Raw genomic sequence first — 16,933 nt, 5'->3', positions numbered from 1 at the left:
TGCAGCATAAAGAACTTTAACAGCATCTTCTGTCAAATAATCAGCTTTAAATACTTATCTATTTTTGATTACATTATGCTAATATATGTTATATATGTATACTAACACCAAATAATCAGATATGCAATTACTATAAATTTTACTATGTAATAAATAATTTAGTTTATAAGTTCTAGTTTTGGTTTATTTTTGTTAATTCTAAAATGTTAAACCACAATTTTAAACCCGTCCCCACTGGGGACAGGTCATTTTTTTAGTCTTCATATTTTTTATTTACTATTTTTCTTCAACGTGTTATAACTATCAAACACCAAATTAACATACTTTCCTGTATCCTCTAGCTTTAAAAATGCCTCGTATTCTTTTCCTTTTTTACTTTTTAATTTTTGAAATAGAACTTTTTCACCTTTTAGAAGCTTTTTTGCTTGTGTTTTGGTAACTTTACCATAAAATTTATTGTCTTTCCAAATAGCAAATGTACATTTTGGTTCTTCTTTATATCCTTCACAGTAGAAGTTTTTCTTTCCTTCGTATATGTTTCTTTTACATCTTGGACATATGCCTATAACTTCTTTTTCATGATTTTTGGTTTTGAACTCTATTTGTTTTGTTGCTTTTGTTTCTACTATTTTTTTTGTTAAGTTTTTTATTTCATCTAAAAAAGTATTAGTGTTTATTTCTCCTTTTGCAATTTTGTTTAACTTTTGCTCCCATTCTCCTGTTAGCTCTGCACTTGTTAGTTCTGTTGGTGCTATAGTTATTAAATTTATACCTTTTTCTGTTGGTACTAGGTTTTTTCTTTTTCTATCTATATACTGTTCTTTTATTATTTTTTCTATGATACTTGCTCTTGTTGCCGGTGTTCCTATACCCTTTTCTTTTAACTGTTCTTTTAGTTCCTCATCTTTTACATACTGTCCTGCATTCTCCATAGCTGTTAGTAGTGTTGCTTCTGTGAATTGTTTTTTTGGTGTTGTTTTTTTGTCTACTCTGTATGTTTTGTTTACTGCAACTGTATCGTTTTTATTAAGTTTTGGTAGTGTCATTTCTTCTATTTGTTTGCTGTCACACTCAATAGCTTTCCATCCTTGTGCTAGTACTATTTTACCTTTTGACACAAATATATGCTTTTGAATATCTATGTTTAATATTGTTTCTTCATACTGATATGGTTCTAAAAATTGTACTACAAATCTTGTACAGACCATTTGATATATATTTTTTTCGTCTTCTGTCATATTGTTTATATCTACTTTTTTATTGGTTGGTATGATTGCATGATGATCGCTGATTTTTAAATTATTGATACATTTTAGTTTGTTGTAGCATTTGATTGTATCTATTATTTGTTCATGATAGTTATTTTTTACTGCTTCCAGTACACCTTTAAAAGTACTTATCATATCATCGCTTAGGTATCTACTGTCTGTTCTTGGATAAGTTGTTGCTTTGTGTTTTTCGTATAATGTTTGTGCTATATTTAGTGTTTTTTGTGCTGTATATCCATATCTTTTATTTGCTTCTCTTTGTAGTTCTGTCAAGTCAAATGGTAGCGGTGCATAGTTTTTCTTTTGCTTTTTAGATAAGTTTTTTACTATGCCATTAAATCCTTTTGTTTTGTTTAGTATATTTTCTACTGCTTTTTCATCAGTAAATTTATATTTTCCGTTTTCATCTACGTATTTGCCAGTAAATGTGTCATATTCTGCTTCTATTTCATAGTATGGTGTTGATACAAAGTTGTCTATTTCGTCTTGTCTTTGCACTATCATAGCTAGTGTTGGTGTTTGTACTCTGCCTAATGTTAGTTTAGAGTACTCTATGCTGTATTTTCTACTTGCATTTATGCCTATTAACCAATCTGCTATTGCTCTACATTCTGCACTTTTGTATAGGTTTTCGTATTCTTTTCCATCTTTTAAGTTTTTAAATCCTTGTTTGATGGCTTCTTCTGTCATACTACTTATCCATAGCCTTTTTATTGGTTTTGTACATTTTGCTTGACTGTATACTAGTCTGTTTATTAGTTCTCCTTCTCTTCCTGCATCTGCTGCAAATATAACTTCTGTTGTATTCGAACTATTTATTAGGTCTTTTATGATATTGAATTGCTTTTTTGTATTTTTAAATACTTCAAATTTGAATTGTTCTGGTATAATTGGTAAGTCTTCTATGTTCCATTGCTTATATTTTTCATTGTAGCTTGATGGAAATGCTAATCCAACTAAATGCCCTATACACCAGGTTACTATATAATTATTGCCTTCTATATATCCATCTTTTGTTTTTGTCGCTCCTATTGTTCTTGCTATATCTCTTGCTACACTTGGTTTTTCTGCTATTACTACTTTCATTTTATCCTCCTAAATAATTACTGTCCCCAGTGGGGACAGAATAATTTTTATATTATATCTTCGTCATCATCTTCCATGATGTCTAATATTATTTCTTCATTTGTCTTTTCTTGTTGCTCCTGATGTGTTTCTTTTTCTTGTTCTTGTTCTGTATGATTTTTCTGCTGTTCTTGATTTTGGTCTTCTTTTTCTATAACTTCTGTAGGTTCTGCTGGTTGCTTTGATAGTACGAATTGTTTGTTTTCTTGTTTTGTTTCTTCTGGTTCTTTTTGTCTCTGATATACTGGTACATAGTCATTTATATTTATTTCTAACTTTTTTATCTCTTTGTATTCGTCTAATGCACTAAATGGATATTTGTATAGTAGTAGTGGATTTTCACCTCTAATAAATGCTATGCATTTGAATTTATTTAACCTTTTTACTTCTGATGGCTGCATTAAATCTCTTTGTTGCTCTGATATGCTCCAGCGTTTTACACTTGCTATTTTTGTCAGTCCATCAGTCTTATTTTTAGATATTGTTTTTATTGTTTGTTTTCCTAATTTTTCTGATATATACTCTGATGTTTCTTCGTCATTTACTCCTAGCGTTATGAACGTGTCACAGTTTCCTGTTATAGTCTCCCATCCTTTTCCGAATACTTCTTTTATTTGTGCTATGTTTTGATATATAGGGAAAAAGTCTATTTTTCTACTTCTAAGTGTTGTTATAACATTTTTTAGGTTTGCTATTTTACCTACATTTGCTATCTCATCTGCAAATATTCTAAGCTTAGTATTTTTTATTTTTTCATCTGATGTATTGTCATGTAAATATGGTAATTTAATAAATAGAAAGTTCATGAATATGCTTGGTATAAAGTTATATGAATTATGTGTATCTGGCATGATAATAAAAAAAGCTGATTTTTTTGTTTTTAAATCGTACATATTTATATCATTCGATTGCGTTAGTTTTCTTATATCCTTATGTTGAAATATTTGTAGTTTAAGTCCCAATCCTAGTATTATACCTTCTCTTGCTTTATCTTCACTATTTCTAAATAACTTGTATGCTCTTTTCATAGCTGTGTCATCATCTATATCATCAAACAGCAAGTCCATTTGCTCTATATTTGCTGATTCTATGATTAAGTCATATACTTCACCCATGTTTTGTTTTTCTTCAGAATATGTTGCTTTTATGTACAATATAACTGCTTTTAGTAAGTCTTTTGCTCCTGTGTCCCAAAAGTCATTTACTCCTGTTGATTCTAGTGAACGTGCGTTTTCAAATAGTACATCTATAAATGTTACTACGTCTAGCTCATTTTCTACTATACTAAGTGGATTAAATCTATCACTTTTTTCTGTGTTTATTAAGTTTAATACTCTTACTGTATATCCATTTTGCTCATAATATTTACTAAGCGTTTTAAACAGTTCTCCTTTTGGATCTGTAAATAGTACGTTTACACCATCTCGTATAGCATTGATGGCATTGGTTAGTACAAAGTTAAATGTTTTACCAGCTCCTGATCCGCTTACTACTATTGCATGTCCATTTAGCATTTTAACTTTTGGTCCTATGGTTATTCTATATTTTGTATTGTATTTTTTTAGCGATTCTAATGTGTATGGCTTTTTTATACTGCCTAGTATTATGCCTTTCTCGTTTTCTAGTGTTTTTTGTTTTTTCATTTTGTTTATATCTTTTGCATCTGCAAATTTTGATGTACCAAATGTCCCCTTCTTATCCTTTATTAATTTATTAAATCCTAAATAATTAAAAATTTGTTCATTAAATATTGTTATCATTGCTAGTCTATAAAGTACCAGGATAGTTACAATAATCATTATGATTAAAAACACAGTTTTGTTTATACTAAATGCTTGTTTTATTGCTAATAGTGGATTTTTTATTATATGTATCAACTCTGATTTGTTCTGAATTATATCTAAAGGTTTAATTTTATTTAGCAATATATTGCTCATATATTGTGATATTGGTATTTTACTTATTTGTATACTTGATACTGTTCCAATGACATAAAAAATAGCTCCGTATATCAGAGCCAAAATAATTAATATCGTAACTATTGTAATTTTTTTCTTCACTTTTTTACTTTCTCCTTTTAGTCGTTTTTATTTAATTCTGCTTTTATTTTTTTGTATGCTTGTTTATCTTTTGGTTTTATTTTTAGTGTTTCTTTTTCTATGTAGTTTGTTCTTTCAATTATTCTTTCTAAATGATAGCAAGTATCTATTTCTATTATTTCTATGTTCCTAATTGTTTTATTTTCCTTGAGATATTTCTTTAGCTTATTTGCAAATTTTCTATATCTTTCTCTTTTATAGCTTATGACATATATATTTATGTTTTTAAATATTTTGCCTATAGTTTTTTCAAATTTGTATATATTGCTAAAATATTTTGATAATGATTTTATCTTGGTATAATCTATGATATAGTATTTTAATGTTTCGTTGTCTACTGGTAATAATATTTGTTTTGATATATCATATAGGTTTATTAAGCCTTTTGTATATGTTTCAAGCTTTTGCTCTGCTTTTTTTACTTGTTTTATTTGATCATCATATTTTACTAATGTCTCTTGATATTTATCTTGTGTCATACGTATTATATTTTTTAATGTTTCATTTTCCGGCTCACATTGGGTAATTAGATTTATTAGCTTAGTTACTCCTTCTTTGCTTTTAATATATTTCTCTTTGCTTTTTTCTAATGCTTCTTGTGGTATTGGTTTATTGATTCCTTTTATTTCAATAATTTTTTGTTGCATTTGTTTTATATATTCTGTTCGTCTTATTTCAGGATATCCTGGTTCTACTTGATACTTTAGAATAGATGCTATTAACACTTTTTCAGCTGGGTACTTTTCTATATTCCTTTTTTTTATATTTATTTGTTCTGTTTGATTATCTTTATTCGCTAGGTATTTTAGTGTGTTTTGTGTTATATATGCATATTTTGAATTTGAGTAGTATTCTGTAGCTAATAGTTTATGTTGTTGCATATCTTCTATTATCCGCTTTGCTTTTGATTCTCCATAGTTGCTTTTTAGCTGTGATACCAGACAATAACCTCCTACTTCAAATATCTTTGTTAATTCCTCATCGTATTTAAATGCAGCTGCTACATATGATTCTAATTTTATTACATCGTCTCTTACTTTTTTTATCAAATTGTCAACTCCCTTAGTATTTAAATATTTTTCCTGTGTTATTTATCCAGTTTATTTTTGTGCAATTTAAGTGCGACTTTGCAATTTGTATTTTTGAGTTTATATCTGACTGTGTATATGTTTTTCCTATAACTTCTATGCCTATAGTTTCTCCGGTAACTGTAATTATGGCTGCATCTATACATGTTTCTAGTTTATTTGTTAGATATGGTTTATCTTCGTATATCTGACTTATTAACTCATGCTCACATATAAATGTCGCTTGAAATTCAGGTTCTAATCTGTAATATGTTTCTGCTAATTGTATATCATGACTAACATGATCTGGGCTTGCAACTGCTAACTTTTGATCATACATTAATGTTTCTCTTATATAATTTTTACCTTTTTTATTTAGTTGTATAATTGTTGTTTCTTTTCCACCGTTTATAAGTGTTGTTAGTTTTATATATTTTGAACGTTCTAGTCTCTTTAGTCTTTTAATTTTAACTTCTGCATATTTTTCTGATTGCTCCACGGTTGCCATACCTGTTTTTGCAAGTTGTACAAGTAGTTTTTTATCTCTTTTTGTTATTTGTCTGATATATCCGTTTGGTTGCTTTGCCATTTTTTAATTATTAACCTCTCTTTGCTTTTATTATAGTAGATTATTTGAACGTCTTTTCTTGCTCCTAATATGTAATTGTAAAAGTTTTGTATATAGCATGTGTAGCTGTACTGTCCATCTAAATGACTTGTTTCTATAAGCAAGTATTTGTTTGTAGTATTTATCAATTTATCAATTACAGATAGTTGATATTTTGTGTCTATAAACATTAATACAAAGTTACAAAGTACTATGTCATATTTACCGATTATTTTGTCTTTGGCTAGGTCTAGCTCATGATAATTACATATTTTAAAATTTTGTCGTTTTACGATGTCTATGCCCGTTATGTTTTTAAATCCAAGACTATATAATAGTTTTAAATTTCTACCATGTCCACATCCTGCATCTAGTACAGTCATTTCATTATTAAGCTCTTTGTAGTATCTTTTTAGGAAAAAGAATATAAAGTCTGAATAATAGTGTATTAGTTGAGGAAATCTTAGTTCTTCATCCCTTAGATTTTTCATGTTATACCTCTGTCCTAGGTATGCTTATGCCTATTTGTTTTAGTTTTCTTTCAAAATTCTTTTTGCCTATTTGCTTTAATTCTTCAGGAGTATATTTATCAGTTCTTTGATCAAAATTATGAAATTTATTTGTACTAGGTTTATTGCATGTGGAATGTTTATTGTTCTCGCTATTCTTTGCTATATTTACTGCACTGTATTCAAATAGCATATTGTAAAGTATAGCTGTAAAATATCCCTGAGGATTTTTTATAGATTTTGTACAAGTTATTTTAAATTTTTCTAATGCATAGTTTATTATGTTTTTGTCTAGCAGCCTTGTTATATTTTTTAGTCTTTCGTGCTTATCATGATCCTTTATAAGCTTATCAGATGTTGCTATATCTATCATGGACTGTTCAAGTATCTGCTGTTCTTCTCCCGTGTAGTAATTTTTTATATAGCTTATTGCTTTGTTTAATATATTGCTTAGTTCTTCATCCGTCTGTCCATCTATTTCTTTCTTGACTGACTGACTAAATATATCTGTAGTAATCTCTGTAGTAATCTCTGGTATTGCTGTTCTGTTTTGTGTACTTCGATGTTCTATATTAGAATTTTGATGTTCTGTTTCGTGACTTGCATGTTCTATTTCAGAACTTCGATGTTCTGTTTTAGAACTTGGTAAATTTTCTGTATTTTCTGCATGTTCTGTTTTATAACTTGGTGTTACACTTTCTATATCTCTCATTAATGGATATCCTTCTAGTGCATATCCTAACTCAATTAAATCTTGTTGTATTTTTGTAATATTTACTCTATATTGTTTTGTTCTGTCCCACTTGAATACTGGATTATTTCTTTCACTAATCCAACCTTTTTCTATTAGATACTTTATATGTGTTCCCATATTAGACTTTGATAGTCCTAACATAGTTTCTTCTGATAGTTCTTCTGCTGACTTATATAACCATCCGTTTGTTAGTACCTGGTTATTTTCTATGTCATTTTTGCTACATCTTTCTTTTTCCTCTAATATAAATTTATCAAAGTCTGATACTCGTTCTGACCAGTATATAAACTGATTTAGTATGATTGCTTTTTTATAACCACCTGTTAATACTACTAATTCCTCTTTTAATACTACACGCTTTAATTGTTTCATGTAGATCATCCTCCTAGTTATTTAGATAATAAAAAGGCATATAAAATGCCTTAAATAATTAATTATTAAATTTTTTAAATATAAGCTCCCAACGTTTATCAAACATATCCTTAGAGGAAATACTATCTTTTGCATACTCATCTACTTTAATTTCTGCTTCAATACCTCTTCTTATTTCTTTTAGCTGTTTATGTGTGAAATTTCCTTTATTTTTGTATTTTTCAACTACTTTATCAATCTCTTTATAATTTATATAATTCAAATAATCTCTCCCCTTTAAATTAATTGTTACCGCTATGCGGTATTAGGAATTTTTTCGAATAGTAAATATATGGTACATATATGTTTACTATTCAAAAAAATCCCTTTGTTATTCTTACTATGAATTTTTCATGTTTTTTTAATGTTAAGTTTTAATATACTCTGAAGTTTTAAACATTACTTTCTCATTTTTGCAATAAAAAAACAGCTATTTAAGCAGCTGTTTTTACATTAATTGTCCATTTGGACTTTCATATTATATTATAATAAATTATTCTACAAAGAATTTTTTACTTTTACTAATAGCTATAAGCTCTCCAAAAATACAAACATAGCCCCTAGTTTTTAATAAACAACAAGAAAGACACTTTAAAACTTATATAAAGTGTCTTTAGTCTGCAGTCTGACATATTGGTAATATTATTAATTATTAATTATTAATTATTAAATTCAACAATATTACCATCAATATCAAAAGCATTAATTTTACCAGTTTCAACTGATTTATAATATATAACATCATCAATAATGTATATTCCTGAACTAGACATATTTGTAGAATGATTTACTTTATCTTCAAAAACTTTTTTTAAATTATTTCCATCATGATCTATTCTATTTATTTCTACAACTACATTATCTTGATCATAATTATTAATTATGTGTGTAAAGAATATATAATCACTAGTTACATTTATTCTAGATATAATATAATCTTTTTCACTAAAAAGCACTTGCGCACTTGTTGGATCACCTAGTTTTTCTTTTGCTATACAATTTTTTGAATAATAATATATATAATCATCAACAATTTGTATATTACTTATAAAATCACCTTCATTATTTATAGCTCCGTTAAATTCAAGGTTTTTGATTTTATCTCCATCATATGATATTAAATTATACGGCTGTAAAAAGTCAACAAGAAACAAATTGTCATTATAAGTTATCGGCAAAATTAAACTTGTTCTTATATCTTTAAAAATATCATCAATTTGGTGTTTTCCACTTTCAATATCAAATTTTAATACTTCATATAAAAAATCTTCATTAGTTTCCCTCGTAAAGTATAAATAATCTTTGTAAATTATCGGTGTACATAAAAAACCTGTGGCTTTTATGTTAATCTGTTTTTCATTGGTTCCATCTTTATCTATAATTGAATATTTTGTTTCACTGTCTTTATTGTATTTTATATAAATTTTATTTTTGTATAGCATAAAATCTCTAATCTTATAATTAGGAAATAATATTTTTTGTTCTTTATTTTCTTTACTCATACAATGAAGTTTATTATCTAATAAATAATATATATTTTCTTTATCATAACTGAAATTACCACCATTAGCTTGGTTTGGACTATAATTTATAGTGCAAATCTCATCTTGAGTGTCAGTATCCTCATTAGAAGTATCTTCATGTTTATCTTGAGTAGTATTGTTATTATTTACATTCTGATTATTATTGTTTTCACTACTTACAGCTTCATTATCTTCAATATTGTTGTCAATTTGTTCTGTATTGCAAGATGAAAATAGAATAACAATCAAACATAAAAGAATGATACATATTTTTTTTAACATTATATTAAATCCTTTCAAGTGTATTTTATACCTACATAAATCAACTATATTATATTATATATACTACTGATTGAAAATATTATTTAGATTATCTATTATTTCACAGTATTTGGTTTGCTCACTATTTTCATTTATTCTGCTTATTAATTTTTTAATTATTTCTTTTGTTATACCGTAATTTTCCAATTCATCTGGTGACATAGAAATTATTGTTTCATAATCTAATATATATTCATCATTAATTCTTATTTCTATATTATTATAAAAACCATTTTGTTTTATAGTTGTTTGTACTAATAAATCATTGATAGGTTCTTCACTAAAGTACTTAACAGAATTTGTGCTTTGTGTACTACCACCATTAGGTCCACCGCAACTTTTACCACACCATGAACATGTCCATGAACCTGGATAAAATGTAAGTGGATTAATTTTAGCTAATGAACTGAAAGAAGAACCAGTGCGAATTTCAAAGTGCAAATGTTCTCCATCTGAAGCGCCAGTATTACCTATATATCCTAGTATTTTGCCACGTTGAACTTGTTGACCATTGGTTACTAATATTTCACACATATGTGCATATCTTGACTGAAATTTTGCGTTGCTACTACCAGTTTTATATGGATTTTCAGTATCATGATTTATAAATACAACTTTTCCATATGTACTTGATGGATAAGTTGTAAATGTACCAGCATGAGATACTGTTCCGCTTGACATAGCTACTATTGGATTTGCATTACTTCCAGCTATATCAACTCCACCATGTAGAACGTCATATTCAATTTTATAATTATCACATTGATAACAAGCATTTATTTTTGTTTCAATTGTTGGCCATGCAATTCCAGTTGAGTTATCAGAAGTAATTCTTGCTCTTAGAAAATAATAATATTCCCAATTTACTTTACTTGTATTCTTTTTTACCACAACTTTTATATAATAAGTACCAGCACTTAAATATTTATTTTTTATTAGCTCTTGACTTTGATCATTATTAGTTGATGAGTATATATAATCATCACCATATAATGAATCATATACAAATAAATCATAATCACAGTTTTTGTATATATCACCTAACCAAAAGTTAACGTATCCTGCTCTATCAAGAGTTATCTTATAAAAATCATAGTCACTGGTAGAAGCCATTCTTCCATAAACATCCATACCACTTTTTATTGTATTAGCAGCACTTCTTGTATTGTTACTTTCTTTTTCATAATAAGAATAAGTTTTAACAACAGTTGCAGTTGATTGAATTGATAATTCGTGTTCTTTTTCTTGCACCTTTTGTTGTGTTTGAATAGTTTTATCATCGCTAATAAATTCAGAACTACACTTAACAATTCCGTCTTTAACCTGCATTTGACCATAATGTGTTGATACTACTTTATTATCTTTAGTAATAAATATATTATATAAGTAATCTTTGTCATCTTCTAGTTGTAATATTATACTATCAGTGCTGTTTATAGTGCTATTAAATACGGTATTATCTTCATTTTCTCTTGGTTCACCATTGTAATTTTCTACTATTAATAGTTTAACATCACCGTTAGTAAAAAATTTGTTGTATAAAGAAGTTTGATACAAATTTTCTCCAATAGAATCAAAAGAAATAGGGTTAAAAAAGTTTAATCCAGTTAAATTCATTTGAATATTTAAGTATTCTGCTTCATTAGCCTCTACTGCATCTATGCTTGTATCTATATCATTTTGTGGTGATGTATTGGCATAAACAGATAGATTTGAAAATAAAATAACTATTGTTAATACAGTAATCAAATAATTTGTCAGTTTGTTTGTATTTTTCATATTATCCTCCATTTTTATGATGTAATATATATTTTATATCTATGCTAAACAATAAAATATCACAATCTTCTTCTCCCCTAGAAGATATTAAAATACCGAAAATTATAAAATTGTGTAATTAAAATTTGATGTATAAAAATTCATCTAGTACAAAAATATTCTGGGAAATAAAAGATTTTAAATGTAACTAAATATTGAAGCAAATAGATAAGGTAATATATAATACAAAATTATTATTGTAAATTTACATCTTAATTATAACACTTTTGTCATAATTTGCAATTTGATTATTACTACAAATTAATACATAATTCAACATAATATTACATATTAAGTTCATTAGCATTCAAACACTTAACTATGGACACCATCAACTGTGCAATTGCATATTTAATTCCATCTAGATAAAATCCTAATTTTGCAATAAAAAAAACAGCTACTTCCATTGTAACTGCTCTAATTTATGTAGTTGATTTTGTTTTATCTCAAATATTTTTCCAGTTGCCTTTACGATATCGCACCAGAACAAAAAGCAAGAGTTACTTATGAAAATTTAATTTTATTAACTGATGATCCATTGGTTAAAGATACATTGAAATTTTTAAGAGAAAGAGAAATAGTTCACTTCCAAAGATTTGGTGAAGGCTTAAGACTTGCAGAAGAAGTGGATCAGAGGAAAAGATATTTTTAGACAACAAAAAAAAGCAATGATATTTATCACTTATCATTGCTTTTAAATTTATAATTATTTCATTACTTTTACTACATTTTCAAGTTTTTTTCTGATTGGTAATTCATAAGGACATTTTGTCTCGCATAGACCACATTTAACACATGCATCTGCTTTTATTTTAAGTGCATTATATCTTGACATAGCCCAATCTTTTAGATTATATCTTGTAGCATATCCTTCAAACAAAAACATTCCTGGAATATCTATACCTTGAGGACATGGCATACAATATCCGCATCTTCTACAGAAATCATTGCCTAATTCTTTTCTTATTCGTTCGATATTTTTATTATCTTCATCTGTTAATGGCTCTAAGTTATTAGCTACAGAAGCATTCTTGATGACCTGTTCTTCACTATCCATACCTGGAATTGCAATCGTTACAAGTCCTGAGTTCAATATATATTTAAGTGCTAACTCTCCATCTGTGATAGCACCACCTGCTAAAGGCTTCATAGCTATAACAGCTACATTTTTAGCTTTTGCTTTTTGAAATAATTCTATTGCTTGTTGTTCAACTATATTAAACGGAAATTGAATTGTTTCAATTATATCATACTCCAAAAATTTCTCTAACATTGTAACATTGTGACTTGTAACCCCCACATGTTTGATAAGTCCCTTATCCTTTGCTTCTTTCAATGCCTTGAAAGCTCCATTTTCTGATATTACATTTGCAAATTGTTCTTCTTTACTACAATTATGAATTTGATACAAGTCAATATATTCAACGCCTAAATCATTTAAGCTTTTTTCTATAAATGCCTTCATTGATTCATATGTATAACCCATAGCTTTTGTCGCTAAATAGAAATTTTCTCTACCTACTTCTTTTAAAGCATTTCCTATATATCCTTCACTTACTGTGTATCCATTGGCTGTATCAATAAAATTTATTCCTTGATTTTTCAGTTCTTTTATAACTGAAGTAGCTTGTTCTTGAGTTAACCTTTGTATTGGTATTCCACCAAAACCTATTTTAGAAACATTAAGACCAGTTTTACCTAAAGTGTTTTTTAACATATCTATTGTCCTCTCAATTCAAATATTTTATAAATCAATTATATTATATTTATAAAAAAAATCAAATATAAACTTGACATATTATTCAATTATGTTATCATGAACATATGAACATTATTTCATATGTTCATATGTTTGTGATAATAAAGGAGGTCAAATAATGACTGATTGTAAAAAATATGGTTGTAATAAATGTAGCATATGCAATACTCAACCAACTGAATCAGACTTATATAATCTATCTGAACTATTCAAAGCTTTTGGCGATGCCACTAGAATAAAAATTTTATTTTCGCTTTTTCATAACGAACTTTGTGTACAGGATATAGCTAATAAATTGAACTTAACTCAATCAAATGTATCACATCAACTAAAAACATTGAAAAATTTACGTCTAGTTAAAAACAGAAAAGATGGTAAAACAGTATATTACTCACTTGAAGATGACCATGTTGAAAAAATATTTGAGCAAGGTTTTGAACATATAAATCATAACTAAAAGCAACTTTTAAGGAGGACCTTATGAAAGAATTAATTATAAACCTTGATGGATTAAATTGTGCACATTGTGCATCAAAAATAGAAGCATTAGCAAATAAACATGAGAATGTTGAAAATGCATTCTTGAATTTTGTTAATAAAAAAATAACTGTAGAATACAGTAATGTATCTGAAGATAATATATTTAATGATATAGAAAAAATTGTACATAAGCTTGAGCCTGATGTGCAAGTATCAAAAGATGATAACATTGATACTGAATGTAGTTGTGTTTGCGAATGCGATTGTGCATGTGACAATCACTCAACCGAAGTAGTAAATCCAATTAAAAAAGTAAATAAGGAATTAGTAAGAATAATAGTTGCAACAATTTTATTTTTACCAGCAGTATTTTTAGAGTCTAACAAAATGTTATCTATGGTGCTTTTAATTTCCTCTTATATAATTATTGGTTATGACATTGTTATTAGAGCATTCAAAAATCTAATAAGCGGACAAATCTTCGATGAGAATTTCTTAATGGCTATAGCTTCTCTAGGTGCTATTTTTATTGGTGAGTATCCTGAAGCAGCAGGCGTAATGCTTTTTTACAGAGTAGGTGAATATTTTCAAGATATTGCAGTTAACAAATCTAGAAATCAAATAAAAAGCTTATTAAATATAAAGCCTGAATTTGCAAATTTAAAAATGGGAGATAGCATTAGAAAAGTTAAACCCGATTTAGTTAAAATAAACGACATTATAATTGTTAAACCAGGAGAAAAAATTCCTCTTGATGGAATTATTACAGAAGGAGCATCTAGTATTGATACATCAGCTTTAACAGGTGAATCAATGCCTATAGATAAAATTACAGGTGATGAAGTTCTAAGTGGATCAATAAATCAAACTGGTGTATTAACAATGAGTGTTACTAAAACGTTTAAAGAATCTACAGTTTCTAAGATTTTATATTTAGTTGAAAAAGCATCAAATAAAAAATCTCAGACTGAAAACTTTATAACTAAGTTTGCTAAGTATTATACTCCTATTGTTGTATTTGTTGCAGCTTTGATAGCTATTATTCCTCCAATTGTTTTAAAACAGCCATTATACGATTGGCTTTATATAGGACTTACATTCTTGGTTGTTTCTTGCCCATGTGCATTAGTTTTATCGATACCATTAACTTATTTTAGCGGACTTGGTACTTCATCTAAATACGGTATACTTGTAAAGGGTGGAAATTATTTAGAGGCATTATCAAAAGCTGAAATCGCAGTTTTCGACAAAACTGGTACATTGACAGAAGGAAAATTTAATGTATCAGAAATTAAAGCTACTAATGGCTTTAATGAAAATGATTTATTGAAAATTGCTGCATATGGAGAGTATTACTCTAATCATCCAATAGCAAAATCAATTAAAGAAAAATATAGTGATAACATACTACGACAAAACATTTCTAATTATAAAGAAATAGCTGGATATGGAGTAAGCGCTGATATTGACAATAAAGCTACTTTGCTTGGCAATGAAAAACTTATGATAAAAAATAATATTAAGTATGAGCAAGCTAAAGATAAGCCTGGTACAGTTCTTTATGTGTCTCACGATAATGTTTATGTAGGTTATATTGTTATTAGTGATAAAATTAAAGAAGATGCTAAAGATTTAGTTAAAAACTTAAAATTAGCAGGTATAAAGAAAACTATAATGCTTACAGGAGATAACAAAATAACTGCTAACTATGTGAAAGAACAAATTGGTCTTGATGAAGTATATAGCGATTTACTTCCAACTAACAAGGTTGATATAGTTGAAGATTTATTCAAAAACAAACATCCAAAAGCTAAATTATTATTTGTTGGCGATGGTATAAACGATGCTCCAGTTCTAACAAGAGCTGATATAGGATTTGCTATGGGTGGTATGGGTTCAGATGCTGCTATTGAATCTGCCGATGTTGTAATAATGAACGATGAGCCTTCTAAAGTTATTCAAAGTATAGAAATTGCAAAGAAAACAAAATCAATTGTTTGGCAAAATATAATTTTCTGTCTTGGTGTTAAGCTTTTAGTAATGATTTTTACTGTTTACGGTAACGTTAAAATGCCTTTAGCTGTATTTGCTGATGTTGGAGTTGCAATACTTGCAGTTTTAAATGCATCGAGATTATTAAAAATAAAATTTAAATGAAATGACAAAGCCCACACAATAGTGTGGGTTTGCTTTACATTATTAATTTTGGAAGGATAATTAAAAAAGTATTATCTAATATTATTATTATGCACATTTGATATAAAAGTATACAAGATTAATATAAAATAAACTTATTGTATTATACCAATTTTTATCATAAAATATAAATATAATTGTTATTATGGAGGAAAATATGAATATAAAACAAGTTAGAGATTTAACACTTATAGATATAGACGAAGAACGATACATTGGTATTTCATGTGATTCTTGTGGCGGTATAGGAGAAAAAGAACATGACACTATTAAAGCTTCCTCAGTTATAGTTGGAGAACAGACTGCAAAGGTTGTACTTGCAGAACTCTTAAGTATGGGATTTCAACCGTTAGTTTTATCTGATGGTTTAGCAGTTGAAATGAATGATACTGGTAAAAATATCATAAAGGGCTTTAATAATACTATAAATTTATTAAAAAACACTAATGTACACTTAACAGGAAGTACGGAAGAAAATGCAAAGACAGTTCAAACATCTATTGGTACAACTGGAGTTGGAATAATAGACAAGGCTAAATTAAAATATAAAAAAACATCAAAAAACGATATATGTGTTTCTATTGGACTTCCACTTGTAGGTCCTGATGTTATAGCAAATCCTGATAAAATAATGACTATAACAGATTATGAAACACTTAAAAATTGCGACTTTACAAATGAAATTGTACCTGTTGGTTCAAAAGGAATTTCTTACGAATTGGATACATTATGTCAATGCAATAGTTTAAAATTTAAATACTCAGATTATATATCTATTGATTTAAATAAATCTGGCGGTCCTTCATGTAGCTGTATAGTAAGTATAAGCGAAAAAAATTTAGACAAATTAAAAGCTTTAATATCTATAAATATTGAAGTTTTAGGTAAATTTTATTAATTATAATTTGAGAATTCACAATGAAATCACAACATAAAATTTTAAAAGCAAAATAATTATATGTATATTAATTATTTTGCTTTTTTTATTATATAAAT

The 16,933-nt window shown here is 27.5% G+C and carries 14 protein-coding genes and 1 pseudogene; 4 read left to right on the top strand and 11 right to left on the bottom strand.

Features of this window, described 5'->3' with window-relative positions; translation table 11 throughout:
- Positions 1-269: 269 nt before the first annotated feature.
- The 10 genes from JYG23_RS12205 to JYG23_RS15055 all read right to left on the bottom strand — a co-directional run bounded on the left by JYG23_RS12205 (position 270) and on the right by JYG23_RS15055 (position 11,909).
- Positions 270-2,354 (bottom strand): DNA topoisomerase III, encoded by a 2,085-nt coding sequence (locus JYG23_RS12205; RefSeq protein ID WP_207235947.1) that lies wholly within the window; start codon positions 2,352-2,354, stop codon positions 270-272.
- Between the two features lie 47 nt (positions 2,355-2,401).
- On the bottom strand, positions 2,402-4,453 hold the full coding sequence (locus tag JYG23_RS12200; protein ID WP_207235946.1) for a VirD4-like conjugal transfer protein, CD1115 family: 2,052 nt from the start codon (positions 4,451-4,453) through the stop codon (positions 2,402-2,404).
- Positions 4,454-4,470: 17 nt separating this feature from the next.
- Complete coding sequence (locus JYG23_RS12195) at positions 4,471-5,541, bottom strand: hypothetical protein (protein WP_207235945.1); 1,071 nt, start codon at positions 5,539-5,541, stop codon at positions 4,471-4,473.
- Between the two features lie 13 nt (positions 5,542-5,554).
- Complete coding sequence (locus JYG23_RS12190; RefSeq protein ID WP_207235944.1) at positions 5,555-6,148, bottom strand: hypothetical protein; 594 nt, start codon at positions 6,146-6,148, stop codon at positions 5,555-5,557.
- The gene (locus tag JYG23_RS12185) at positions 6,112-6,657 is read right to left on the bottom strand and encodes a class I SAM-dependent methyltransferase (protein WP_207235943.1); all 546 of its coding nucleotides are present in this window, start codon (positions 6,655-6,657) and stop codon (positions 6,112-6,114) included. Before JYG23_RS12185 ends, JYG23_RS12190 begins: the two co-directional genes overlap by 37 nt.
- A 1-nt stretch (position 6,658) precedes the next feature.
- Entirely contained in the window at positions 6,659-7,801 is a 1,143-nt protein-coding gene (locus JYG23_RS12180) for a hypothetical protein (RefSeq protein WP_207235942.1), read from the bottom strand.
- Positions 7,802-7,859: 58 nt separating this feature from the next.
- On the bottom strand, positions 7,860-8,063 hold the full coding sequence (locus JYG23_RS12175; protein WP_207235941.1) for a hypothetical protein: 204 nt from the start codon (positions 8,061-8,063) through the stop codon (positions 7,860-7,862).
- A gap of 436 nt (positions 8,064-8,499) precedes the next feature.
- The gene (locus JYG23_RS12170; protein WP_207235940.1) at positions 8,500-9,645 is read right to left on the bottom strand and encodes a DUF5050 domain-containing protein; all 1,146 of its coding nucleotides are present in this window, start codon (positions 9,643-9,645) and stop codon (positions 8,500-8,502) included.
- A gap of 63 nt (positions 9,646-9,708) precedes the next feature.
- Positions 9,709-11,463, bottom strand: coding sequence for a peptidoglycan DD-metalloendopeptidase family protein (locus JYG23_RS12165; protein WP_207235939.1), 1,755 nt, complete (start codon positions 11,461-11,463; stop codon positions 9,709-9,711).
- Between the two features lie 323 nt (positions 11,464-11,786).
- On the bottom strand, positions 11,787-11,909 hold the full coding sequence (locus JYG23_RS15055; RefSeq protein WP_256440256.1) for a hypothetical protein: 123 nt from the start codon (positions 11,907-11,909) through the stop codon (positions 11,787-11,789).
- A gap of 65 nt (positions 11,910-11,974) precedes the next feature.
- On the opposite strand from JYG23_RS15055, the pseudogene JYG23_RS12160 reads away from it, so the two are divergent.
- Positions 11,975-12,154: pseudogene (locus JYG23_RS12160) on the top strand (manganese catalase family protein); the annotation flags it as partial.
- A 54-nt stretch (positions 12,155-12,208) separates the two neighbouring features.
- Here JYG23_RS12160 and JYG23_RS12155 read toward each other — a convergent pair.
- Positions 12,209-13,219 carry an aldo/keto reductase gene (locus JYG23_RS12155; RefSeq protein ID WP_207235937.1) on the bottom strand — a complete coding sequence of 337 codons (1,011 nt, stop codon included), beginning with the start codon at positions 13,217-13,219 and terminating at the stop codon, positions 12,209-12,211.
- A gap of 160 nt (positions 13,220-13,379) precedes the next feature.
- Between JYG23_RS12155 and JYG23_RS12150 the strand changes: the two genes are divergently transcribed.
- The 3 genes from JYG23_RS12150 (at position 13,380) to JYG23_RS12140 (ending at position 16,835) form a co-directional block, all read left to right on the top strand.
- A complete protein-coding gene (locus JYG23_RS12150) occupies positions 13,380-13,718 on the top strand; it encodes a metalloregulator ArsR/SmtB family transcription factor (RefSeq protein ID WP_207235936.1) in 339 nt (112 codons plus the stop codon).
- Between the two features lie 23 nt (positions 13,719-13,741).
- On the top strand, positions 13,742-15,898 hold the full coding sequence (locus tag JYG23_RS12145) for a heavy metal translocating P-type ATPase (RefSeq protein WP_207235935.1): 2,157 nt from the start codon (positions 13,742-13,744) through the stop codon (positions 15,896-15,898).
- Positions 15,899-16,094: 196 nt separating this feature from the next.
- The gene (locus JYG23_RS12140) at positions 16,095-16,835 is read left to right on the top strand and encodes an AIR synthase related protein (RefSeq protein ID WP_207235934.1); all 741 of its coding nucleotides are present in this window, start codon (positions 16,095-16,097) and stop codon (positions 16,833-16,835) included.
- Positions 16,836-16,933: the final 98 nt, after the last annotated feature.

The sequence above is a fragment of the Sedimentibacter sp. zth1 genome (assembly GCF_017352195.1).
Lineage (GTDB): Bacteria > Bacillota > Clostridia > Tissierellales > Sedimentibacteraceae > UBA1535.
This window is presented reverse-complemented; position numbering and strand designations above follow the sequence as displayed.

Bases quoted from the DNA above. Each gene is read 5' to 3' on its own strand.
- JYG23_RS12205 (WP_207235947.1), bottom strand. From the start codon at position 2,354: ATGAAAGTAGTAATAGCAGAAAAACCAAGTGTAGCAAGAGATATAGCA.
- JYG23_RS12190 (WP_207235944.1), bottom strand. From the start codon at position 6,148: ATGGCAAAGCAACCAAACGGATATATCAGACAAATAACAAAAAGAGAT.
- JYG23_RS12185 (WP_207235943.1), bottom strand. From the start codon at position 6,657: ATGAAAAATCTAAGGGATGAAGAACTAAGATTTCCTCAACTAATACAC.
- JYG23_RS12180 (WP_207235942.1), bottom strand. From the start codon at position 7,801: ATGAAACAATTAAAGCGTGTAGTATTAAAAGAGGAATTAGTAGTATTA.
- JYG23_RS12170 (WP_207235940.1), bottom strand. From the start codon at position 9,645: ATGTTAAAAAAAATATGTATCATTCTTTTATGTTTGATTGTTATTCTA.
- JYG23_RS12165 (WP_207235939.1), bottom strand. From the start codon at position 11,463: ATGAAAAATACAAACAAACTGACAAATTATTTGATTACTGTATTAACA.
- JYG23_RS15055 (WP_256440256.1), bottom strand. From the start codon at position 11,909: ATGGAAGTAGCTGTTTTTTTTATTGCAAAATTAGGATTTTATCTAGAT.
- JYG23_RS12155 (WP_207235937.1), bottom strand. From the start codon at position 13,219: ATGTTAAAAAACACTTTAGGTAAAACTGGTCTTAATGTTTCTAAAATA.
- JYG23_RS12150 (WP_207235936.1), top strand. From the start codon at position 13,380: ATGACTGATTGTAAAAAATATGGTTGTAATAAATGTAGCATATGCAAT.
- JYG23_RS12145 (WP_207235935.1), top strand. From the start codon at position 13,742: ATGAAAGAATTAATTATAAACCTTGATGGATTAAATTGTGCACATTGT.
- JYG23_RS12140 (WP_207235934.1), top strand. From the start codon at position 16,095: ATGAATATAAAACAAGTTAGAGATTTAACACTTATAGATATAGACGAA.